Annotated in this window: 20 protein-coding genes; 14 read left to right on the top strand and 6 right to left on the bottom strand. The window is 70.4% G+C overall.

The genetic code is table 11. The features are described from left to right. Window positions 1–270 precede the first annotated feature (270 nt). From ACFQUV_RS24280 to ACFQUV_RS24255, 6 genes are read left to right on the top strand one after another with little or no spacing between them, the layout of a single operon-like run. Window positions 271–2,595: a bifunctional salicylyl-CoA 5-hydroxylase/oxidoreductase gene (locus ACFQUV_RS24280; RefSeq protein WP_129610644.1), complete on the top strand. Its 2,325-nt coding sequence runs from the start codon at window positions 271–273 to the stop codon at window positions 2,593–2,595. A 10-nt stretch (window positions 2,596–2,605) separates the two neighbouring features. After that, complete coding sequence (locus ACFQUV_RS24275) at window positions 2,606–3,394, top strand: SDR family NAD(P)-dependent oxidoreductase (RefSeq protein ID WP_129610645.1); 789 nt, start codon at window positions 2,606–2,608, stop codon at window positions 3,392–3,394. Next, window positions 3,391–4,275 carry an enoyl-CoA hydratase family protein gene (locus ACFQUV_RS24270; RefSeq protein WP_129610646.1) on the top strand — a complete coding sequence of 295 codons (885 nt, stop codon included), beginning with the start codon at window positions 3,391–3,393 and terminating at the stop codon, window positions 4,273–4,275. Before ACFQUV_RS24275 ends, ACFQUV_RS24270 begins: the two co-directional genes overlap by 4 nt. A 2-nt stretch (window positions 4,276–4,277) precedes the next feature. Then, window positions 4,278–5,477 (top strand): acyl-CoA dehydrogenase family protein, encoded by a 1,200-nt coding sequence (locus ACFQUV_RS24265; protein ID WP_129610647.1) that lies wholly within the window; start codon window positions 4,278–4,280, stop codon window positions 5,475–5,477. 59 nt (window positions 5,478–5,536) lie between these two features. Continuing rightward, window positions 5,537–5,968 carry a thioesterase family protein gene (locus tag ACFQUV_RS24260; protein ID WP_129610648.1) on the top strand — a complete coding sequence of 144 codons (432 nt, stop codon included), beginning with the start codon at window positions 5,537–5,539 and terminating at the stop codon, window positions 5,966–5,968. After that, window positions 5,946–6,341 (top strand): RidA family protein, encoded by a 396-nt coding sequence (locus ACFQUV_RS24255; protein WP_129610649.1) that lies wholly within the window; start codon window positions 5,946–5,948, stop codon window positions 6,339–6,341. The genes ACFQUV_RS24260 and ACFQUV_RS24255 overlap by 23 nt, the downstream gene beginning before the upstream one ends. Before the next feature lie 28 nt (window positions 6,342–6,369). On the opposite strand, the gene ACFQUV_RS24250 is transcribed toward ACFQUV_RS24255, so the two are convergent. Next, entirely contained in the window at window positions 6,370–8,031 is a 1,662-nt protein-coding gene (locus tag ACFQUV_RS24250) for a benzoate-CoA ligase family protein (protein ID WP_129610650.1), read from the bottom strand. A 345-nt stretch (window positions 8,032–8,376) separates the two neighbouring features. Between ACFQUV_RS24250 and ACFQUV_RS24245 the strand changes: the two genes are divergently transcribed. From ACFQUV_RS24245 to ACFQUV_RS24235, 3 genes are all read left to right on the top strand, one after another. Continuing rightward, window positions 8,377–8,880: a MarR family winged helix-turn-helix transcriptional regulator gene (locus ACFQUV_RS24245; protein ID WP_129610651.1), complete on the top strand. Its 504-nt coding sequence runs from the start codon at window positions 8,377–8,379 to the stop codon at window positions 8,878–8,880. A 353-nt stretch (window positions 8,881–9,233) separates the two neighbouring features. Further along, the gene (locus ACFQUV_RS24240) at window positions 9,234–10,577 is read left to right on the top strand and encodes a diguanylate cyclase (protein ID WP_129610652.1); all 1,344 of its coding nucleotides are present in this window, start codon (window positions 9,234–9,236) and stop codon (window positions 10,575–10,577) included. A gap of 156 nt (window positions 10,578–10,733) precedes the next feature. Then, window positions 10,734–11,417 (top strand): DUF2269 family protein, encoded by a 684-nt coding sequence (locus ACFQUV_RS24235; protein ID WP_207211558.1) that lies wholly within the window; start codon window positions 10,734–10,736, stop codon window positions 11,415–11,417. Here ACFQUV_RS24235 and ACFQUV_RS24230 read toward each other — a convergent pair. The 3 genes from ACFQUV_RS24230 to ACFQUV_RS24220 all read right to left on the bottom strand — a co-directional run bounded on the left by ACFQUV_RS24230 (window position 11,414) and on the right by ACFQUV_RS24220 (window position 14,809). Beyond that, the gene (locus ACFQUV_RS24230; RefSeq protein ID WP_129610653.1) at window positions 11,414–13,402 is read right to left on the bottom strand and encodes a PhoX family phosphatase; all 1,989 of its coding nucleotides are present in this window, start codon (window positions 13,400–13,402) and stop codon (window positions 11,414–11,416) included. The two genes, ACFQUV_RS24235 and ACFQUV_RS24230, sit on opposite strands and share 4 nt — an antisense overlap. 109 nt (window positions 13,403–13,511) lie before the next feature. After that, entirely contained in the window at window positions 13,512–14,390 is an 879-nt protein-coding gene (locus ACFQUV_RS24225; RefSeq protein WP_129610654.1) for an alpha/beta fold hydrolase, read from the bottom strand. Then, complete coding sequence (locus ACFQUV_RS24220; protein WP_129610655.1) at window positions 14,387–14,809, bottom strand: helix-turn-helix domain-containing protein; 423 nt, start codon at window positions 14,807–14,809, stop codon at window positions 14,387–14,389. Before ACFQUV_RS24220 ends, ACFQUV_RS24225 begins: the two co-directional genes overlap by 4 nt. Window positions 14,810–14,942: 133 nt before the next feature. On the opposite strand from ACFQUV_RS24220, the gene ACFQUV_RS24215 reads away from it, so the two are divergent. Both ACFQUV_RS24215 and catB read left to right on the top strand, forming a co-directional pair. Next, the gene (locus ACFQUV_RS24215; protein ID WP_129610656.1) at window positions 14,943–15,278 is read left to right on the top strand and encodes a hypothetical protein; all 336 of its coding nucleotides are present in this window, start codon (window positions 14,943–14,945) and stop codon (window positions 15,276–15,278) included. 107 nt (window positions 15,279–15,385) lie between these two features. After that, window positions 15,386–16,039, top strand: a complete 654-nt coding sequence (gene catB / locus ACFQUV_RS24210; protein WP_129610657.1) for a type B chloramphenicol O-acetyltransferase — start codon at window positions 15,386–15,388, stop codon at window positions 16,037–16,039. Window positions 16,040–16,161: 122 nt separating this feature from the next. Here the strand turns inward: catB and glnA are convergent, their stop codons facing one another. Further along, window positions 16,162–17,571: a type I glutamate--ammonia ligase gene (gene glnA / locus ACFQUV_RS24205; RefSeq protein ID WP_111388587.1), complete on the bottom strand. Its 1,410-nt coding sequence runs from the start codon at window positions 17,569–17,571 to the stop codon at window positions 16,162–16,164. 96 nt (window positions 17,572–17,667) lie between these two features. Beyond that, window positions 17,668–18,006 carry a P-II family nitrogen regulator gene (locus ACFQUV_RS24200; protein ID WP_111356758.1) on the bottom strand — a complete coding sequence of 113 codons (339 nt, stop codon included), beginning with the start codon at window positions 18,004–18,006 and terminating at the stop codon, window positions 17,668–17,670. Window positions 18,007–18,460: 454 nt separating this feature from the next. Between ACFQUV_RS24200 and ACFQUV_RS24195 the strand changes: the two genes are divergently transcribed. The 3 genes from ACFQUV_RS24195 to ACFQUV_RS24185 all read left to right on the top strand — a co-directional run bounded on the left by ACFQUV_RS24195 (window position 18,461) and on the right by ACFQUV_RS24185 (window position 21,953). Next, entirely contained in the window at window positions 18,461–20,047 is a 1,587-nt protein-coding gene (locus ACFQUV_RS24195; protein WP_129610658.1) for an NAD(P)H-hydrate dehydratase, read from the top strand. 227 nt (window positions 20,048–20,274) lie between these two features. Next, window positions 20,275–21,549, top strand: coding sequence for an ATP-binding protein (locus tag ACFQUV_RS24190; RefSeq protein ID WP_111386500.1), 1,275 nt, complete (start codon window positions 20,275–20,277; stop codon window positions 21,547–21,549). After that, a complete protein-coding gene (locus ACFQUV_RS24185) occupies window positions 21,546–21,953 on the top strand; it encodes a response regulator (RefSeq protein ID WP_129610659.1) in 408 nt (135 codons plus the stop codon). Before ACFQUV_RS24190 ends, ACFQUV_RS24185 begins: the two co-directional genes overlap by 4 nt. The last annotated feature ends 87 nt before the right edge of the window (window positions 21,954–22,040 follow it).

The following is a 22,040-nucleotide window of genomic DNA, read 5'->3' as shown; positions in this document are numbered from 1 at the left end:
CGGCCGTGCGACGCGCCGGCCGACGAGCCGGGTCCAGGCGCCTGCGCAGCCTACGATTGTCGCGATGGGAGAGTCGAGCGCGTCGATGGTCGAACAGGCCGCGCGCGCCGCGATATCGCAGCACCAGCGCCAGATCGCCGCGAGGGCGTCGAGGGTTCGTCACCTTGACAGAATGCTTCATGTCCTTTTATTTTATATCTAAACTAATGGCCCGCGATCCTGCCCCGCCGCGGGCGGGCGCGCGGGAGGACTCCGCCAGGGAGACGCGACATGCGCATCGTCTGCATCGGCGGCGGCCCGGCGGGGCTCTATGCGGCGCTGCTGATGAAGAAGCTGCATCCGCAGCATTCCATCACGGTGGTCGAGCGCAACCGCCCCTACGACACCTTCGGCTGGGGCGTGGTGTTCTCCGACGCCACCATGGTGGCGATGCGGCAGTGGGACCCCGAGACCGCTGCCGAGGTCGAGGACGCCTTCAATCACTGGGACGACATCGAGGTCTGGTTCAAGGGCACGCGCCAGCGCACCACCGGCCACGGCTTCGTCGGCATCGGTCGCAAGAAGCTGCTCAACATCCTGCAACGCCGCTGCGAGGCGCTCAGGGTCGAGCTCGTTTTCGAGCGCGAGGTGGAGAGCGACCTGGAGTTTCCCGACGCCGATCTGATCATCGCCTCCGACGGCCTCAACTCGAAGATCCGCAACCGCTATCCCGAGGTTTTCCGGCCCGACCTGCTGGTGCGGCCCAACCGCTACATCTGGCTCGGCACCCGCAAGCTCTACGACGCTTTCACGTTCGATTTCCGCAAGACCGAGCACGGCTGGTTCCAGGCCCACATCTACAAGTTCGACGCCGAGACCTCGACCTTCATCGTCGAGACCACCGAGGAAGCGTACGCGGCGCACGGCCTCGGCGCCCTCGATCAGCCGGGCTCGATCGCGTTCTGTGAGAAACTGTTCGCCGAGGTGCTCGACGGCGCCCCGCTGATGACCAATGCGCGCCATCTGCGCGGGTCCGCCTGGCTCAACTTCACGCGGCTGATCTGCGAGCGCTGGAGCCACCATAATGGCCGCTCCCATGTGGTGCTGATGGGCGACGCCGCCCATACGGCGCATTTCGCCATCGGCTCCGGCACCAAGCTCGCCTTCGACGATGCGATCGAGCTGGCCCGCCAGTTCGAGGCGCACGGCCATGACGCGGCCGCGATCCCGGCCGTGCTCGCCGCCTACGAGGAGGTCCGCCGGGTCGACGTCGCCCGCATCCAGAACGCCGCCCGCAACGCCATGGAGTGGTTCGAGGTGGTGGGGCGGCGCTATGCCGACAGCCTGGAGCCCGAGCAGTTCATGTACTCGATGCTGACACGCTCGCAGCGCATCAGCCACGAGAACCTGCGGCTGCGCGACAGGACGTGGCTGGAAGGCTACGAGCGCTGGTTCGCGCGCCGCGCCGGCGTGCCGGCCGGCTCCAACGCCCGGGTGCCGCCGCCGATGCTTACCCCGTTCCGGGTGCGGGGCCTGACGCTGCCGAACCGCATCGTCGTCTCGCCGATGGCGATGTACTCGGCCGAGGATGGCGAGATCGGCGACTTCCACCTCGTTCATCTCGGCGCCCGCGCCATGGGCGGCGCCGGCCTCGTCTTCGCCGAGATGACCTGCGTGTCGCCGGACGCCCGCATCACGCCCGGCTGCCTCGGCCTGTGGAACGACGCCCAGGCGGCGGGCTGGCGCCGCCTCGTCGACTTCGTCCATCACAACACCGACGCCAAGGTCGGCATCCAGCTCGGCCATGCCGGCCGCAAGGGCGCGACCCGCCTCGCCTGGGAGGGCATCGACGAGCCCCTGGCGGAGGGCGCCTGGCCGCTGATCTCCGCCTCGCCGCTGCCCTACCTGCCGCACAGCGTGGCGCCGCGGGCGATGACCGAGGCCGACATGGCGCGGGTGACGGCCGACTTCGTCGCCGCGGCCGAGCGCGCTGCCGCCGCCGGGGTCGACTGGCTGGAGCTGCACGCCGCCCACGGCTATCTCTTGTCAAGCTTCCTGTCGCCGCTCACCAACCGGCGTAGCGACGCCTATGGCGGCAGCCACCAGAACCGCGCCCGCTTTCCGCTCGCGGTGTTCCGCGCGCTACGCGCCGTGTGGCCGGCCGAGCGGCCGATGTCGGTCCGGCTCTCCTGTCACGACTGGGCCGAGGGCGGCAACACGCCGGAGGACGCCGCCGTGTTCGCGGCGCTGTTCAAGGAGGCCGGTGCCGACCTGATCGACTGCTCGTCCGGCCAGGTGTGGAAGGAGGAGAGGCCGGTCTACGGCCGTCTGTTCCAGACACCGTTCTCCGACAAGATCCGCAACGAGGTCGGCATCCCGACCATCGCGGTGGGGGCGATCTCCGAGGCCGACCACGCCAACTCGATCATCGCGGCCGGCCGCGCCGATCTGTGCGCCATCGCCCGCCCGCATCTCGCCGATCCGCACTGGACGCTGCACGAGGCGGCGAAGATCGGCCTGCGTGACGTCCCGTGGCCAAAGCAGTACCGCTCCGCCAAGGGCCAGTACGAAGCCAATCTCGAACGTGCCGCGGTGGCGGCCGCGTCGCCGACGTGAGGGTGCCGTCATGAGCCACGACACATCGCTCGCCGGCCGCCATGCGCTCGTCACCGGGGCGGGCAGCGGCATCGGCACCGCGGTGGCGCGCCGGCTCGCCGCCGCCGGTGCGCGGGTGACGCTGGCGGGCCGACGCGAAGCGCCGTTGCGCGAGGTCGCCGCGGCGCTCGGCGACAGCACGACGTTTGTCGTGCCCGGCTTCGACGTCACCGACGAGGACGCGATCGCGCGCGGCCTCGCGGCGGCGCGCGCCGCGCTCGGCCCGGTCGACATCCTGGTCAACAATGCGGGCGCGGTCGAGAGCGCCCCCTTCGCCAAGACGACCACCGAGACCTGGGACCGGGTGATCGCCGTCGATCTCACCGCCGTGTTCCTGGTCACCCGCGCGGTGCTGCCGGACCTGCGCGCCCGCGGCGCCGGGGCGCGGGTGATCAGCATCGCATCGACCGCCGGCGTCACTGGCTACCGCTACGTCGCCGCCTACTGCGCCGCCAAGCACGGCGTCGTCGGGATGACGCGGGCGCTGGCGCTGGAGCTGGCGACGACCGGCGTGACCGTCAACGCGGTGTGTCCCGGCTTCACCGACACGCCGCTGCTCGACGCCTCCATCGCCGAGTTCGTCGCCAGGACCGGCCGCAGCGCGGAGGCGGCGCGCGCCACGCTGACGGCGGCCAATCCGCAGGGGCGCCTGGTCACCCCCGACGAGGTCGCCGACGCGGTCCTCTGGATCGCTTCGCCGGGCGCGTCGTCGATCAACGGTCAGGCCGTCGTGGTAGCCGGCGGGGAGGTTCTGTCATGAGCGACGCGCCCACCGCGCCCACCGCGCCCATCGCGCCCGCCGGCCGGGCGGAGCCCTATGCCAGGCGTCCGTTCAAGGATCATCGGCCGCGCCATTTTCTGATGGAGACCAGCCCGGACGGGCGCGTCGCCACGCTCCGGCTGAACCGGCCGGAGCGCAAGAACCCGCTGACCTTCGAGAGCTACGCCGAGCTGCGCGACCTGTTCCGTGATCTCGTCTACGCCGCCGACGTCCGCGCCGTGGTGCTGACCGGGGCGGGCGGCAACTTCTCGTCGGGCGGCGACGTGTTCGAGATCATCGAGCCGCTGACCCGGATGGCGATGCCGGAGCTGCTCGCCTTCACCCGGATGACCGGCGACGTGGTGAAGGCAATGCGGCGCTGCCCGCAGCCGATCATCGCCGCGGTCGACGGCGTCTGCGCCGGGGCCGGCGCCATTCTGGCGATGGCGTCCGACCTGCGGCTGGCGACGCCGGAGGCCAAGACCGCCTTCCTGTTCAGCCGCGTCGGCCTCGCCGGCGCCGACATGGGGGCGTGCGGAATCCTGCCGCGCATCATCGGCCAGGGTCGCGCCGCCGAGCTGCTGTACACCGGCCGCAGCATGAGCGCCGCCGAAGGTCACGCCTTCGGCTTCTACAACGCGCTGCATCCGGCCGCCGACATCGAACGCGAGGCGATGGCGCTCGCCCGCTCGCTCGCCGACGGGCCGTGGTTCGCCCACGGCATGACCAAGACCATGCTGAACCAGGAATGGGCCATGGGGCTCGACGAGCTGATCGAGGCGGAGGCGCAGGCCCAGGCGGTGTGCATGGCGACGCAGGATTTTCGCCGCGCCTTCGAGGCGTTCGCGGCCAAGCGCAAGCCGGCCTTCGAGGGGGACTGACCGTGGCGGCCGTCCCGTCTCCGGCGCCCGCAAGGGGGCCGACCCGCTCGCATCTCGACTGGCCGTTCTTCGGGCCGGAGCATCGTGCCTATGCGGAGCGGCTCGACGGCTTCGTGGCGGACGGCGGGCTCGCCGGCCTCGATCACGCCGATGTCGACGGCACCTGCCGAACGCTGGCGGCGCGGCTCGGCGCCGCCGGGCTTCTCGATGCCGCGGTGCCGCAGCCGCATCAGGATGGCGGCGCCATCCAGTCGCGGCTCCTGTGCCTCGCCCGCGAGACGCTGGCCTGGCACGACGGCCTCGCCGACTTCGCCTTCGCGATGCAGGGGCTCGGCAGCGGTGCCGTCGCGCTTGCCGGCGACGACGCCCTCAAGGCGGCGGTGCTGCCCAAGGTGCGCGCCGGCGACTGGCTCGCCGCCTTCGCGCTGTCGGAGCGCGACGCCGGCTCCGATGTCGCGGCGATCGCCTGCACGGCGCGCCGCGACGGCAATTCCTATGTGCTCGACGGCGACAAGACCTGGATCTCCAACGGCGGCATCGCCGGCGTCTACGTGGTGTTCGCCCGCACCGGCGAGGCGCCTGGCACCCGCGGCCTCTCGGCCTTCGTGGTGTTCCCGGACGATCCCGGCTTCGCGATCGCCGAGCGCATCGACGTGATGGCGCCGCATCCTTTGGCGACCATTCGTTTCGATGGCTGCCGCATTCCGGCGGCGCGCCGGCTCGGTGCGCCGGGCGAGGGCTTCAAGCTCGCCATGCGGACCCTCGACATCTTCCGCGCCTCGGTGGCGGCCGCGGCGCTCGGCTTCGGTCGCCGAGCCTTCGACGAGGCGGTGGCGCACGCCGGCACGCGCCGCCTGTTCGGCGGCACGCTCGGCGATCTCCAGCTCACCCAGGCGGCGCTCGGCGACATGGCGACCGGGCTCGATGCCGCCGCGCTCCTGACCTATCGGGCGGCATGGCGGCGCGACGTCCAGGGCCTGCCGACCACCCGAGAGGCCGCCATGGCCAAGATGACGGCGACCGAGACGGCCCACCAGGTGATCGACCGCGCGGTGCAGATGTTCGGCGGCCGCGGCGTGCGCTGCGGCGAGACGGTCGAGCGGCTCTACCGGGAGATCCGGGCGCTGCGCATCTACGAGGGCGCCACCGAGGTGCAGAAGCTGATCGTCGGCCGCGCCGTGATGCAGGCGGGCCAGGCATGACGGGGCGGCGGTCGACGAGCGCGGTGTCGGCGCGCGACGTGAAACGTGAGGACGAACAGGTGACATTCAAGGTGAGCCGAACTCTCGGCTTCGGGCACTGCGATCCGGCCGGCATCGCGTACTTCCCGTCCTATTTCGACATCATGGTCGAGGTGATGGAGGAGATCTTCGCGGCTCTCGGCTCGCCGTGGCCGACCATGATGGGCGAGCGACGGATCGGGGTGCCGACCGTCAAGCTGGACGTCGACTTCACGGCTCCGAGTCGGCACGGCGACCGCCTCGATTTCGCGGTGCGCGTGGCGCGGCTCGGCCGCAGCTCGCTCGAGCTCCACTATCGCGTCACCACCCGCGGGCGTCCGGTGTGGACCGCCCGGCAGGTGATCGTCGCCATCTCGCTCGACACCCAGCGGGCCGTTCCTTGGCCCGACGATCTGCGCGCCGCGCTGGCGGCACATCTGGAGACCGCCGATGCACACGATCTTGCACCCTGAGGGTTGGACGAAGCCGCTCGGATACGCCAACGGCGTGGTGGCGCGCGGCCGCACCATCTTCGTCGCCGGCCAGGTCGGCTGGACGCCGGCGCAGACCTTCGCGTCCGACGATCTCGTCGATCAGGTCCGGCAGTGCCTCATCAACATCGTCGCGGTGCTGCGCGAGGCCGGCGCGGAGCCCGCCCACATCGTGTCGATGACCTGGTACTTCGTCGACAAGGACGAGTATCTGGCCCGCTCCAAAGAGATCGGTGCCGCGTATCGGGACGTGATCGGCCGCTGGTTTCCGGCGATGACGGCCATGCAGGTCGCGGCGCTGGTGGAGGAGGGCGCCAAGGTCGAGATCCAGGCGACCGCGGTGCTGCCGGACTGACGGACGCCGCGGCGATCACCCTTGGCCATCACCCTCGGCGGGCAGCGCGGAGCTGGAAGCGCTGCACCTTGCCGGTCGCGGTCTTCGGCAGGCCGTCCACGAAGCGCACCGAGCGCGGATACTTGTAGGGCGCGATCACCGCCTTGACGTGGTTCTGGAGCGTCAGCACCAGGGCCGGGTCGGCCACATGGCCGGTGGCCAGCACCACATAGGCTTCGACGATCTGGCCGCGCTCCTCGTCGGGCGCGCCGATCACGGCGCATTCGGCGACGGCGGGATGGCTCAGCAGCGCCGCCTCCACCTCGGGACCGGCGATGTTGTAGCCGGCCGAGACGATCATGTCGTCGTTGCGGGCGGCGAAACGGAAACGGCCGTCCTCGTCCTGCACGAAGGCGTCGCCGGTCAGGTTCCAGCCGTCACGGACATAGTCGCGCTGGCGCGGGTCGTCCATGTAGCGGCAGCCGGTGGGGCCGCGCACCGCGAGGCGGCCGATGGTGCCGCGCGGCACCTCGTTCATGTGCTCGTCCACCACCTTCGCCTCGTAGCCCGGCACCGGGCGGCCGGTCGAGCCGGGGCGGTGGTCGTCGGGCGTGTTGGAGATGAACACGTGCAGCATCTCGGTCGAGCCGATGCCGTCGAGGATCGGTGTGCCGGTGCGCGCCGTCCACGCCTCGTACACGGGGGCCGGCAGCGTTTCGCCCGCCGAAACTGCGAGGCGCAGCGACGCCAGGCGGGCGGGATCGTCGACGGCGGCCAGCATGGCCCGGTAGGCGGTCGGCGCCGTGAAGCAGATGGTGGCCCGATAGGTCTCGATCAGGCCCACGAGGGCGGGCGGCGTCGCCGTCTCGATCAGCGCCGCGGTGGCGCCGAAGCGCAGCGGGAACACCGCGAGGCCGCCGAGCCCGAACGTGAAGGCGATCGGCGGCGACCCGACGAACACGTCGGTCGGCTGCACGCCGAGCACATGCTTCGCATAGGTGTCGGCGATCGCCAGGATGTCGCGATGGAAATGCATGGTCACCTTCGGCACCCCGGTGGTGCCGGAGGTGACGCCGAGCAGGGCGACGTCGTCGCGGCCGGTCGGCACGGCGTCGTAGCGCACCGGCTTGTCGAGCGCGATGCGGTCGAGCTCGGCATCGTGGTTGGCGGTGCCGTCGAAGCCCACCACGGTCTTCAGGAAGCGGCTGTCCTTGGCGCAGGCGACCAGCTCGTCGAGGATACGGGTGTCGCACAGCGCAACGCCGATCTCGGCCTTGTCGACGATCTTCGACAGCTCGCCGGCGCGTAGCATCGGCATGGTGTTGACCACCACGGCGCCCACCTTGGTGGCGGCGAGCCAGCAGGCGATCATCGCCGGATTGTTGGCCGAGCGGATCAGGATGCGGTTGCCGGGTTTGATGCCGTAGTGATCGACCAGCGCGTGGGCGAGCCGGTTGGTCCAGTCGGCCAGCTCCTTGTAGGTGCGGCGGCGACCATGGCCGATCAGCGCCACGTAATCTCCGAAGCCGCGCTCGACCATGCGGTCGGTCAGCTCGACGGCGGCGTTGATGCGCTCCGGATAGCCGAGCGGCTCGAACGCGAGCAGCGGCCACTGATCCGGCGGTGGCAGCCGGTCGCGGGTGAAGGTGTCGACATGCGCCGAGGGACCGAGACGGGAGGAACCGAGACGGACCGGGGGATGATCCGACATGCTGCACCTCTTCGGCGGTCTCGACGCGCGTCGGGACCCGGGGGTCGGGGGCCGCACCACCGGCGCGGCCCCCCGCGGGGGTGATCTCGAAGGCCGAGAGTGGCACGGCAACTCTGTTTCTTCAAGCTTGAAAGGTATATATCTAAATCGATAGAGACTCGTTCGCGTGGGGGGGTCTCACCGAGCCTGCGCGAATCTGTGGGAGCGCACGAGCTTACAGGGGCACGGCAGGCGCATCCGGTCCCCAGGGACGGAGGGGACGATCCCGCTGGATTGGACCTCACGCATCGACCGGCCAAAAAGGTTTAGGTATGAAAATTCGATGAGCTGTGATATCGCCGGCTCATGAGCGATCCGGGGACCGAGGACGTCGAGGCGCTCGTCCGCGACGAGCCCGCCGGCAGCAAGATGGAGCTGCGGCTGTGGCTCCGCCTGCTGTCCTGCGCCAACCTGATCAGCGCCGAGATCCGCCGCCGCCTGCGCACCGAGTTCGGCGTCACCCTGCCGCGCTTCGACGTGATGGCACAGCTCCACCGCGAGCCCGACGGGCTGCGGCTCGGCGACCTGTCGCGGCGCATGATGGTCACCAACGGCAACATCACCGGGCTGATCGACCGCCTGGTGGACGAGGGCCTGGTGGTGCGCGCGGCCGACCCGGCCGATCGGCGTGCCACCACGGTGCGTCTCACTCGTGCGGGCGCCACCATGTTCCGCCTGATGGCGAGTGCCCACGAGCGTTGGATTCACGAGATGTGCGGGGCGCTGCCGGCCGAGGGCGTCGGTCGCCTGCTGGCCGATCTCGACACGCTCAAGCGGTCCGCCGGCGCCGCGATGCGCGAGCCCGACTGACCCCGACACCGCGACCGTCCGCCGATCGGCGCGGCTGCGTGCGGCTGCCACGCATCTCTCGCGTGTGCGCGCGGAATCGTCGGCTTTCGATGGATCGTCTTCGTCGCAATTCTCGCCAGTCTTGTCCGAAACCCGGAGACCTCGTCGGGACCCGTTGAGGCACCGGAGCTTTCGTGGCCGCCACGGGTTTGCCATCAGATTTCTCCGACATTCGTCCCATCTTGTGAAGAGTTCGTCCGGAAAACTCCGCGCCGGGATTCAGGTTCTCGCAAAGCCTTCCGGCAACCTCCGCTCGTCGGGGGCGGGGGGTGCGCACTACACTCCGATCGTTCTTCGGATCGTCGGAGCCGCCCATGATCACGCCTCATCCGGTGGGGACCATCGCCCTCGATGTCTCGACACTGTTCGTGATCGCCACCTGCGTCAGCTCGCTGCTCGGGCTCGTGCTGCTCAGCGTGTGGCGTCAGGAGCGCATCCGGGCGCTCGCTTGGTGGGGCTCCGCCTATCTGCTCGGCGGTTTCTCGGTGGCGCTGTGGAGCCTCGAAGGCACCGGCCTGCCGATCCCCTCCGGCTTCGCCAACGCGCTGCTCTATCTCGCCTGCGGGCTGATCTGGAACGCCGCCCGGGTGTTCCATGGCCGGCGGGTGCTGTGGGTCGCGATGTCGGCCGGTGCGGTGGCGTGGCTGCTCGCCCAGGGCGTGCCTGAGGTGATGGCGGCGCCCGCCCACCGGGTGATCGCCTCCTCGGTCATCATCTCGGTCTACACGTTCCTCACCGCCTTCGAGCTGTGGCGCGAGCGGCGCAAGGCGCTGATCCAGCGCTGGCCGGCGCTGTTCGTCCCGGTGCTGCACGGGCTCGTGTTCCTGGCCCCGGTGCCGCTCGCCGGCCTGATGCCGGACGAGGACGGCATCGTCAGCCTCGCCACCGGCTGGTTCGCGGTGTTCGCGCTGGAGGCGATCCTCTATGTGGTCGGCACCGCCTTCATCGTGATGACGCTGAGCCGCGATCAGGCTCTCCGGCTCCAGCGCACCGCCGCCTCCACCGATCCGCTGACCGGCCTGTTCAATCGCCGCGCCTTCTTCGAGGGGGCCCCGCAGCTCGCCGCCGCTCAGCGCCGTAAGGGCGAGTCGATCGGCGCCCTGGTGTTCGACCTCGACCACTTCAAGTCGATCAACGACCGTCACGGCCATTTCGTCGGCGACGAGGTGCTGAAGCTGTTCGCCACGGTGATCAGCGGCAATCTGCGGGCGACCGACCTGATCGCACGGTTCGGCGGCGAGGAGTTCGTCGTGCTGCTGCCGGGCGGCGTCGACGAGGCCGCGATCGCGGCGGAGCGCGTGCGCGCCGCCTTCGAGGAGGCCGGACGGGTGGTCGGCGGCCGGGCGCTCGGCGCCACCGTGTCGGTCGGTGCCGCGGCCGGCGACGGCACGAGCGACATCTCGGCCCTGCTGATGGAGGCCGATGCGGCGCTGTACCGGGCCAAGGCGCTCGGCCGCAACCGGGTGGCGCGGGCGCTGCCGGGCCAGGCCGGGCGGGCCGCCGCCGAGACGACGCCCGAGACGCCGGTGGTGGTGGCCGGCATCGGCACCTCGCACCCCGACGCCACCGCCTGGGAGGAGGCGCAGGCCGCCATCCTGTGGCGGGCGTATCCGGACGAGTGCCGGGGACACGAGACCCTCAAACCGACGCCGGCCTGACCGCGGTTCCGACGCCGCCGCGGACCTCCGGACGTCACGCGAACGCCGGCCTGCGCAGGGGCCGGCGTTCGTGCGTTTGCGCGGTCGCCCGGTCGCCGGGACGCAGGCGGTCTTGGAGAATTGACAGCAAGATGTCAAAAAGACAGTATGTTTCCCATGGACGCAGTCGGAGCGCGCGCGACGACCTCGGGGAACGCCATGGACTACGGCCTGTTGCGGTTCTTCCACATCCTCGGCGCCGTGCTGATCGGCGCCGGCCTGGTCGGCGTCTGGATGTCGGATCTGCGGGCGCGGCAGCTCCGCCGGCTGGAGCCGTTCGCCGAGGCGGTGCGCAGCATCGCGGTGTTCTACGACGGCCTGGTGGTGCCGGGGGCGCTGCTGCTGATGGCCTCGGGCGGCGCTCTGATCGCGACGGTGTATGGCGGGCTCGACGCCTTCCGGGTGCCGTGGATCGCCGGCATGGTGGCCCTGTTCGCCTTCGAGTTCATCGAGGGCAACACGGTGACGCGGCTCTACTTCATGCGGCTGCGGCGGCTCAGCCGGGCGGCGCTGGAGAGCGGCCATCCGACCGCCGAGCTGGAGCGGGCGCGCGAGGCGGCGGTGCCGGCCTTCACGCATTTCCTCGATCTGCCGCTGTTCGTCCTCATCGTGGCGCTCGCCACCCTCAGGCCGGAGAGCTGGACGGCGTTCGGGATCGGCGCCGCGGTCGCCGTGACGGTGGCGACCGGGCTGACGCTGCTGATCCCGCGACTTTATCCGTGGACGCTGGACGCCTCACCTCTCCCCGCTGCGCGGGGCGAGGGAGCGCCGGCACCCAAATCGAAACGACCACCGCTCTAGCTGCCGATGCGGCCGCCGCCGCGGCGGGTGATCGCCACCACGGAAGGGCGCGGCGGCATGTCGGGCCGGAAGTCGGGCCAGCGCGTCGCCGGGTTCTCGAAGGTGGCGGGCGGGGCGTTGGAGTCGCTCTCGTCGGCCTCGCCGGGATGCTGCACGGCGACGAACAGGGTCTCGTCGTCCGGCGTGAACATCGGCCCGCACATCTCGGCGCCGACCGGGCAGCGGAAGAACAGCTTGCCGGTCGCCCGCAGCGGCCCCTCGGTCTCCAGCCCCCACACCCCATCGGCCCGCCCGGTGCGCGCGCCCGAGTTGCCGTCGGTGGTGATCCACAGCCGGCCGTGATGGTCGACCGCGCAGTTGTCCGGCATGCCGAACCAGCCGTCCTTCGAGGTTGCCGGGTTGAAGCTGGCGCCCACCGCGGCGATCGCCGGGTCGCCGCATTTGACCAGGACATCCCAGCCGAAGCGGTCGGCCGCATGGTCGCCGCCGGGCGCCGTCATCTCGACGATATGGCCGAACGGATTGGGGCCGCGCGGATTGGCGGCGTCGGTGTCGTCTGCCTTGCGGCGGGTATTGTTGGTGAGCATCACGAACACCTTGCCGGATTTCGGGTCGGCCTCGATGTCCTCGGGCCGGTCCATCCGGGTGGCGCCGAGCAGATCGGCGGCGCGGCGCGCCTCGATCACCACGTCGGCCTGGCTGGCGAAGCCGTTCTCGGCGGTGAGCGGCCCGTGGCCGTGGACGAGCGGCAGCCATGTGACAGTGCCGTCGGCGTCGTAGCGGGCGACCGACAGCACGCCGTCGTCGAGCAGGTCCCGGTTGGCGGCAGGGTCGCCCGGCACATAAGGCCGGGCCGTGACGAAGCGGTAGATGTACTCGAAGCGCTCGTCGTCGCCGCTGTAGACCACGACGCGGCCGTCGCGATTGACCAGCGGGAAGGCGCCCTCGTGCTTGAAGCGGCCGAGCGCGGTGCGCTTCTTCGGCGTCGAAGCCGGATCGAACGGGTCGATCTCCACCACCCAGCCGAAGCGGTTGGTCTCGTTGGGCTCGCGGCCGACGTCGAAGCGGTCGTGGAAACGGCTCCAGCCGAACCAGCCGCCCGGCACCCCGGCGCGGGCGTGGTTCTTGGCCTCTGGATGGCCTTCCGGCAGGACACCCCCGAAGTAGCCGTGAAAATTCTCCTCGCAGGTGAGCCACGTGCCCCACGGCGTGAGGCCGCCGGCACAGTTGTTGAGCATGCCGAGGACGCGGCGGCCGCTCGGATCGGCGGCGGTCTTCAGGCGCGGATGGCCGGCCGCCGGGCCGGTGATCTCCATCGGCGTCTCGGCATCGATGCGACGGGCGTAGCGGGACCCGGCGACGACACGCCATTTGCCGTCGTCGCCGCGGCGCACCTCCAGCACCGAGCCGCCATGCGCCGCCATCTCGATCGCGGTCAGCTCCGGCGTCATGGCCTTGAAGCCGACGGCGCGCAGATCCTGCCGGCCGAGGCCGGGGAACATCAGCTCCTCGTTGGTGTACTCGTGATTGACGACGAGCAGGCCGTGGCGGGCCGGGTTCTCGGCGCCCGGCATCGGCAGGTAGCCGAGATAGTCGTTGTTGTAGCCGAACTGGAGCCGCTGCGCCGCGGCGGTCTGGCGAGCCGGATCGAAGGGCGGCGCGCCGGGCAGTACCGGATCGCCCCAGCGGATCAGCACGTCGGCGTCGTAGCCCTCGGCGACGTGGTGGGTCTCGTCGACGCCGGCCGCCACCTCGGCGAAGTCGAAGCGCGAGCGCGCCGTGCCGGCGACCGAGGCTGCGGGCTGTGCGGCGGCCGAGCCGGCCATGCGCGGGAGCGCCATGATGGCGGCGACCCCGAGCGCGCCCCGCATGATGTCGCGCCGATCGTAGCGGGCGGCGATCACGTCGCCGAGGGTCGGCCGGTCGGCCGGGCTGCGGCCGAGGTCGTCGGAGGCTTCGAAAGCCTGGGCGCGGGTGAGGGGCATGGCATCTCTCGGTCTTGCGGCGGAGCAGGGTGGATCGTCCAGACTACCGAGACAATGCCGCAACGCGATGACGGTCCGTCGTCGCAGGACGGGCCGTCCCGGACCGCTCTCAAGGCGCGGACGAGTTCGGCAGCAGGTGCCGTTCCAGGAACTCCATGATGGGCGATGCCTGATTGGGCAGGAAGTGGTGGCCGTCTGCGATGAAGCGGACCTGCGCGTGGGGCGCCGCGCGTTCCAGCCTCGCCCGCGTGTCGCGCGAGTCGAGTAGTACGTCGCGCCCGCCGACGATGGCGAGGATCGGCATGGCGAGCCGGCTCAGCTCGTCGTCGGACAGGCGCGGGATCGTCACCACCCGCGGCCTGATCGCCCGCCCGATCGCTTCCATGAGATCGGTCATCGGCCGGAGGTCGGCCGGGATGTCGATCGGCGCGGGACCGAACACCATCTGGCGGATGCGACGCCGTCCCCATGCGCCGAACAGCAGGAGCGGCGCCGCCTTGAGCAGGAGGTTCTTCTGTCGGCCGATGCCGGCCGGGCAGATCAGGGCGAGCGCGCGCACTCTCTCGGGTCTTCGGGCGGCATAGTCGAGCGCCAGCCAGCCGCCGAGCGAGGTGCCGACCAGCCCGGCGCTGCGCAGCCCGAGCCCGTCGAACACGTCGTCGAGCCACAACGCATGCGCGTCGCCGGCGAGGGCCGGCCGCACCGGCGCGCTCAGCCCCGCTTCGCCGATCATGTCGACCGCGAGGAGCCGGAACCGCGACGACCACAGGGCGACGTCCGGCATCCAGGCGGCCGAGTTGGCCTGCGCCCCGTGGAGCAGCACGATGGGCGGAGCGGCCTCGTCGCCGCAGGCCAGCACGAAGGTCGACCCTTGGCGCGTCGGGAGGTGCAGCTCGGATTTCGGTACCGGCCAGTGGTCCAGGACCTGCCGATACTGCGCCGCGATCTGCCGCGACGACGCCTCGCTTCGGAACACCGCGTCGGTCATGGCCGCGAGTCCAAGAGCAGATGCAGCATGTCGAGCAGCCGGGCCGCGTCCGACGGGCTGCCGATCAGCACGACCTTGAGGCTCCCGGCGAGCGGGTCGAAGGCGGTGTCGATCTGCAACGGCGACGTCGCGGCGTCGCCCGTCATGGCGGCGGCGTTCAGGACAGTCGTGATCCTCGCCGCATCCTCGCGCGTCGTGTGCGGGATATCGACAATGCAGGTCGTGCGCACCGCGCGGCCCGCATCGGTGTGGCCGCTCGTCACGCCGGCGAACTCGTCGAGCCTGGCGCGCTCGATCCGATAGGCTTTTCCGATCCGTGTCGCCGGCAGGCGCCCCTGCCGGATGTAGCGGATCACGGTCTTGGGGTGCAGCTTCAGCTGCTCGGCCGCCTGCTCGACCGTGACCAGAGTACCCGACATCGTCCGCAATGCTCCCTAAAAGTCTCTTTTAATCCATACAATAGGGAACTATGGAGATCAATAGGCCGTTGCCCTGCGGGCTGCGGACCCGAGACCGGAAGGCGGGAGAGTGTCAATGGACGGTGGGACTCGCATGAAGACGCGCCTGCGCGCCGACCTGTGCGCCGCGATGAAGCGCGGCGGGAGGCGCGAGGCGGCCCTGGTTCGCTCGCTAATCGCCGCCCTCGACAATGCCGAGGCGGTGCCCGCCCGCCCGGAGCAGGCGTCGCTGGTCCGCCATGACTTCGGTAGCCGGTCGGCGGACGTCGAACGGCGTCGGCTGAGCGACCAGCAGGTGCGCGACGTTCTCGCGAGCGAGATCGAGCAGCGCGAGCGGGCCGCCGCCGAACTCGACCGCCTGGGCGAGCGGGAACAGGCCGCGCTGCTGCGCGCCGACGCCTTGTCGGCGACGCGCTATCTCGCAGGATAGAGACGACTTGCGCCCGGAGGCCTGCAGAGCGGAATCCGATCCGATTGGATCGGCCTTCGCTTAAGGTGCGCACCGTCGATCATCCCAGGACCCGTGACGAAGGACGCATGACGAACGCTTTCGAAAGCCCGTTCAAGGGGCGCCGGCTGGCCGAGCAGGTCACCAACCCGAACATCTCGGTCGGGCGCTACAGCTACTATTCCGGCTGGTACCACGGCCACCCGTTCGACGATTGCGCCCGCTACCTGATGCCGGACTGCGACGACGTCGACCGGCTGGTCATCGGCAGCTTCTGCTCCATCGGCAGCGGCGCGAGCTTCATCATGGCGGGCAACCAGGGGCATCGCATCGACTGGGTCTCGACCTTTCCGTTCTTCTACATGGCGGATGAGCCGGCCTTCGCGGCGGCCACCTGCGGGTTCGTGCGGGCCGGCGACACGGTGGTCGGCAACGACGTGTGGATCGGGGCCGAGGCAATGGTGATGCCCGGCGTGCGCATCGGCGACGGCGCCGTGGTGGCGAGCCGGGCCGTCGTCACCCGCGACGTCGCTCCCTACACCATCGTCGGCGGCAACCCGGCGCGGCCGATCCGGCGGCGCTTCTCCGATGACGAGATCGCGCTCCTGCTGGAGCTGGCGTGGTGGGACTGGGACCTGGCCGACATCGCGGCGGCGATGCCGCTGCTGTGCTCCGGCGACATCCCCGGCCTGCACGGCTGGTGGCGCGAGCGGACCGGCCGCGGCGCCGGGCCGCCCGCCTGAGCGGCCGCCGGGCCGTATCCGGGCGAGGGCGCCAAGCCTGTGGCGACCAAGAAAAAGGGCGCCCCGGAGGGCGCCCACGAGGGGGCCGCGACCCGGCGGGTCGCGGCGGAGGGCGAGGAGGCTCAGCCCGAATAGTACATCTCGAACTCGACCGGGTGCGGGGTGTGCTCGAACTTGATCACCTCGCCCATCTTCAGCTCGATATAGGCGTCGATGAAGTCGTCGTCGAAGACGCCGCCGGCCTTGAGGAAGGCGCGGTCCTTGTCGAGCGCCTCGAGGGCCTCGCGCAGCGAGCCGCACACGGTCGGGATCTGCTTCAGCTCGGCCTTCGGCAGGTCGTAGAGGTCCTTGTCCATCGCCGGGCCGGGATCGAGCTTGTTCTTCACGCCGTCGAGGCCGGCCATCAGCATGGCCGCGAAGGCGAGATAGGGGTTGGCCAGCGGATCGGGGAAGCGGACCTCGACGCGCTTGGCCTTCGGGTTGGTGGTGTAGGGGATGCGGCACGAGGCCGAGCGGTTGCGCGCCGAGTAGGCGAGCAGCACCGGCGCCTCGAAGCCCGGCACCAGCCGCTTGTAGGAGTTGGTGGTCGGGTTGGTGAAGGCGTTGATGGCCTTGGCGTGCTTGATGATGCCGGCGATGTAGGACAGGCAGGTCTCCGACAGGTCGGCGTACTTGTTGCCGGCGAACAGCGGCTTGCCGTCCTTCCAGATCGACTGGTGGCAGTGCATCCCCGAGCCGTTGTCGCCATAGATCGGCTTCGGCATGAAGGTGGCGGTCTTGCCGTAGATGTTGGCGACCATGTGGATGCAGTACTTGTAGGTCATCAGCATGTCGGCCATGTAGGTCATGGGCGCGAACTTGATGCCGAGCTCGTGCTGGGCCGAGGCCACCTCGTGGTGATGCTTCTCGACCTTCACGCCCATCTTGGCCATGGCGGCCAGCATCTCGGAGCGCATGTCCTGCGCCGAGTCCTGCGGCGGCACCGGGAAGTAACCCTTCTTGAAGCCGATGCGGTGGCCGAGATTGCCGCCCTCGTAGTCGGTGGCGCCGTTGATCGGCAGCTCGATCGAGTCGAGCTTGAAGCCGCAGGCGTAGGGGTCGGCCTGGAACTTGACGTCGTCGAATACGAAGAACTCGGCCTCGGGGCCGAAATAGATGGTGTCGCCGATGCCCATCGACTTCACCAGCGCCTCGGCCTTCTTGGCCATGCCGCGCGGGTCACGGTTGTAGGGCTCGCCGGTGGTCGGCTCGAGCACGTCGCAGACCAGCACCAGGGTGGTCTCGGCGAAGAACGGGTCGATGGTGGCGGTGGTCGGGTCCGGCATCAGGCACATGTCGGACTCGTGGATCGCCTTCCAGCCGGCGATCGACGAGCCGTCGAACATCACGCCCTCCGAGAAGGTCTCCTCCTCGATCTGGGAAATGTCCATGGTGACGTGCTGCCACTTGCCGCGCGGGTCGGTGAAGCGCAGATCACAGTACTTTACGTCGTTGTCCTTGATCAGCTTCAGCACGTCCTTGGCCGTCGTCATCGAATATCGTCCTTTGCGTTGAGAGATCGTCGCGGTTCAGGGTTTTCGGCGGGCGGGGGGCTCGGCCGGCCCCGGGCGCGGAGCGGAGGGTGCGGGTCAGATGGCGTCCAGGCCGGTCTCGCCGGTGCGAATCCGGATGACCTCCTCGACATTGGAGACGAAGATCTTGCCGTCGCCGATCCGGCCGGTCTGCGCGGCGCGACGGATCGCGTCGATCGCCTTCTCGACCATGTCGTCGGCGAGGACCACCTCGATCTTCACCTTGGGCAGGAAGTCGACGACGTATTCGGCGCCGCGATAGAGCTCGGTGTGACCTTTCTGCCGGCCGAAGCCCTTGGCCTCGGTCACGGTGATGCCTTGCAGACCGACCTCTTGCAGCCCCTCCTTCACCTCGTCGAGCTTGAAGGGCTTAATGATCGCCTCGATCTTCTTCATCTCACCTCGTCTCCCCCGGCCCGCAGAGGCCGATGCCAGCCGGCCCGCTCACCCGTTAGCAGGGTCCATGCCAACCGTGGCGCCGACCGAAACGTCGCGCCATCCCAAGTCGTTAACGCCATCGGTCGAGGCAGTGGCCGTGGGCACCGGCGCCGCGTCGCCTAATACGTGAGCGATTTGCTTATAATGACAGCAACGACGGATCGCAAAGTCGGGATGAGGGCGTTTCGCACCGTGGAATGCGGTAAGGAGGTAGTGGCCGCGCCATGGCGGTCGAAGCGGTGGCGTTTTTCTCGGCAGTGGGCCACGACGTGGCCGTCCGGGTATCGGCGGGGCGCAGTGGGGCCGGCGTGCGGCGGGCCGCCGCGACGGTGCCATGGTAGGTCGCGGTGACGCGGCCGAGCCGCCTCGCTATCATGCGCCCACGTCAGCGCTGCGTCACGAGGCTCGCTCCATGCGCTCCGCTCTTCTGCGATCTGCTGCCCTGGGATCGGCGCCGCCGGAGCTTCTGACCACCGCCGAGATGGGCCGCGCGGATCGCTCGACCATCGATTCAGGAACGCCCGGCATCGTCTTGATGGAAAACGCCGGCCGCGCGGTCGCCGAGGCCGTGATGCGGCGCCATCCGCCGGGCTCGCGGGTGGTCGTCCTGGCGGGGCCGGGCAACAATGGCGGTGACGGCTTCGTGGCGGCGCGGCGCCTCGCGGCCGTCGGCTTCCGGGTCACCCTCCTGCTCGCCGGCGCGCCCGAGCGGCTGAAGGGCGACGCCGCCGAGGCGGCGCGCCGCTGGACCGGGCCGACGCGGCCGGCGACGCCGGAGGCACTCGCCGCCGCGCGCCCCCATGTGATCGTCGATGCGCTGTTCGGGGCCGGGCTCGATCGCCCCGTCGATGGGCTGCCGCGCGCTCTGATCGGTGCCGTGAACGCCGCGCGAGCCGACGGCGCCGCCGTCGTCGCGGTCGATCTGCCGAGCGGCGTCAACGGCACCACCGGGGCCGTGATGGGCGCCGCGATCGAGGCCGACGAGAGCGTCACCTTCTTCCGCGCCAAGCCCGGCCATTGGCTGCTGCCGGGGCGGCTCCGCCGCGGCCGGCTGACGATCGCGGACATCGGCATTCCAGACGCGGTGCTGGCCACGGTGCAGCCGCGCTGCATCCTGGTCGGGCCGGAGCTGGTGCGAGCGAGCCTGCCGGTGCCCTCGCTCGCCGGGCACAAGTACGACCGCGGCCACGTCGTCGTGGTGTCGGGTGGTGGCCACACCACCGGGGCGGCGCGACTCGCGGCCCGTGCGGCGCTGCGGGTGGGGGCGGGGCTCGTCACCCTGGCGTCGCCAGCCGACGCCGTCGCCGTGAACGCCGCCGCCAACGTCGCCGTGATGGTGCGGCAGACCGACGCGGCCGAAGGGCTCGCGACACTGCTGGAGGACCGGCGCTTCAACGCCGTCGCGCTTGGGCCGGGTCTGGGTGTGGGCGCCGCGACTCGCGATCTGGTGGGCAGCGCGCTCGCCGGCTGCCGCGCCGTCGTGCTCGATGCCGACGCCCTGACCAGCTTCGTGGACGATCCGGAGGCATTTTTCACGGCTCTGCGGGCGCGCCCTCCGGGGACCACCGTCCTGACGCCACACGACGGCGAGTTCAGTCGTCTTTTCGATAAGTTACCAGAGATTCATGAAGCTTCCTCGAAACTCGATCGGGTGCGGGCCGCGGCCCGCCGCACCGGCGCCGTCGTGCTGTTGAAAGGGGCGGATACGACGATCGCGGACCTTGACGGATGCGCCGCGATCAATGCCAATGCACCGGCCCATCTCGCGACTGCGGGAGCCGGAGACGTCCTCACCGGATTAGTCGCCGGCCTCCTGGCGCAGGGACTGGGTGCCTTCACGGCCGCCGCGACGGCCGCCTGGCTTCACGGCGAAGCGGCCCGACTGGTCGGTCCGGGTCTGATCGCAGAGGATCTGTCCGAGGTGATGCCAAGTCTTCTTGCGCGTTTGATCGAGCCGCCGGCGGTCGCCGAGTCGGCCCACGATCGGGTGATCCGATGAGCGACGTCGGTCGGCGCGAGACGCCGTCCGAGCGGCGGGACCGGATCGCATCGGGTCCCGCTCCGGAGCGGAATTCAGTGTCGACACGGACCGTTGGCTCAACCTTGCCATAATTGGTCGGTGGATTCCGGGCCACGAGGTGTGGGGACCCTCGTGACCGGGGCATGTCCGGCCGTCGTCTGGGGCGACGCGCGGTCGGGGACGAGCTTGGTTTCGGGAGGCGGTGGATGACCAACCTGCAATCTCTGCTGGAGACGAAGGAGGCGATGCCGCTCGGCGCCTGCCTCGGGTGGCGGTCCGACCTGATCTCGCTGCACGTCGCCTCCGACGTGATCATCGCGGTGTCGTTCCTGTCCATTCCGATCGTCCTCGCGGTGTTCGTATCGCGGCGCTCCGATCTCGCCTTCGGCTGGGTCGCCTGGGCCTTCGTGGTGTTCCTGGCGGCCTGCGGGGCCGCCCATCTGCTCGACATCTGGACCATCTGGCGCGCCGACTTCGGGGCCGAAGGCATCGTCAAGGCGGTCACCGCCGTCACGGCGCTCGCCACCGCCATCGCGCTCTGGCTGCTGCTGCCCAAGGCGCTGGCACTGCCCTCCGCCGGCGAGCTGCGCCGCGCCGTCGAGGCGCTCCGCCAGCAGATCCGCGAGCGCGACCTCGCCCTCAAGGCGCTGGAGCGCGAGCGCGAGGAGCGCCGCCGCGCCGAGGAGATGCTGCGCCAGGCCCAGAAGATGGAGGCGATCGGCCAGCTCACCGCCGGCATCGCCCACGACTTCAACAACCTCATGACCGCCGTGATCGGCAACCTGGAGCGCGCCCGCCGGCTGCTGCCCCAGGAGGGGTGCCGCCAGCTCGCCCGGGCGATTCGCGGGGCTGCGCTGGGGGCCGAGCGCGCCGGCGTTCTCACCCATCGGCTGCTCGCCTTCGGGTGCCGCCAGCCGCTTGCGCCCAATGTCATGAACGTCAATGATGTGCTGGAGCACCTCGCCGACACGCTGCGGCGGACACTGGGCGGCAACATCCGGGTGGTGAGCAACCTCACCTTCGACCTGTGGCCGACCCGCGTCGACGCTGACGCCCTCGAAAGCGCCATTCTCAATCTCGCCGTGAATGCCCGCGACGCCATGCCCGAGGGGGGGAACCTGGTGATCACCACGCGCAATGTCGCGGCCGCCGACCCGCTGGTGGCGCAGCTCGGCCTGGCGGCGGCGGACTTCATCGAGATCGCCGTCGCCGATACCGGCATCGGCATGAGCGAGGAGGTGGCGAGCCGGGCATTCGAGCCGTTCTTCACCACCAAGCCGCTCGGCGTCGGCTCCGGGCTCGGCCTGAGCCAGGCCTACGGCTTCGCGGTGCAGTCGCACGGCACCGCCGTGCTCGACAGCACCGCCGGGCATGGCACCACCGTGAAGCTCTATCTGCCCCGCGCCCAGATCGCGGCGACTCCCAGCTTCTCGCGCAGCTTCGCGCCCGGACTGCTCACCAAGGCCGCGGCGTGTCCATGAGCGAGCCCCAAGCCCAGCAGAGCGGCGTGACGGTCCTCATCGTCGAGGACGAGCCGCTCGTCCTCGACATGATCTCCCAGGAGCTGACCGACCAGGGCTTCGCGGTGCTGGAGGCCGATACCGCCGAGGCGGCGCTGTCGATCATCCAGAGCGGCCAGCCGGTCGACGTGCTGTTCACCGACATCCGCCTGCCCGGCGAGATGGATGGCTGGCGCCTCGCCGCCACCGTGCGCGAGCAGAAGCCGGAGCTGCCCGTCATCTACGCCACCGGCTACACGGTCGAGCGCGCCTCCCAGGTGCCCGGCAGCGTGTTCCTCAAGAAGCCCTACCGCCCGTCGGCCATCGCCGAGACGATCCGCAGCCTGATGGCGGGCGAGGGGGGCGGCAACGGCTCCGCCAACTGATCCGGCCGTGGCTGGCGCCCCGTCGGCGCCGTCGCCCACCGGGCCGTCCGCCTCGCGTCGCGCCCGCCCGGCCCCTGCGGCCTGTCC

This window comes from Rhodoplanes sp. P11 (assembly GCF_964266735.1).
GTDB lineage: Bacteria > Pseudomonadota > Alphaproteobacteria > Rhizobiales > Xanthobacteraceae > Rhodoplanes > Rhodoplanes serenus.
This window is presented reverse-complemented; position numbering and strand designations above follow the sequence as displayed.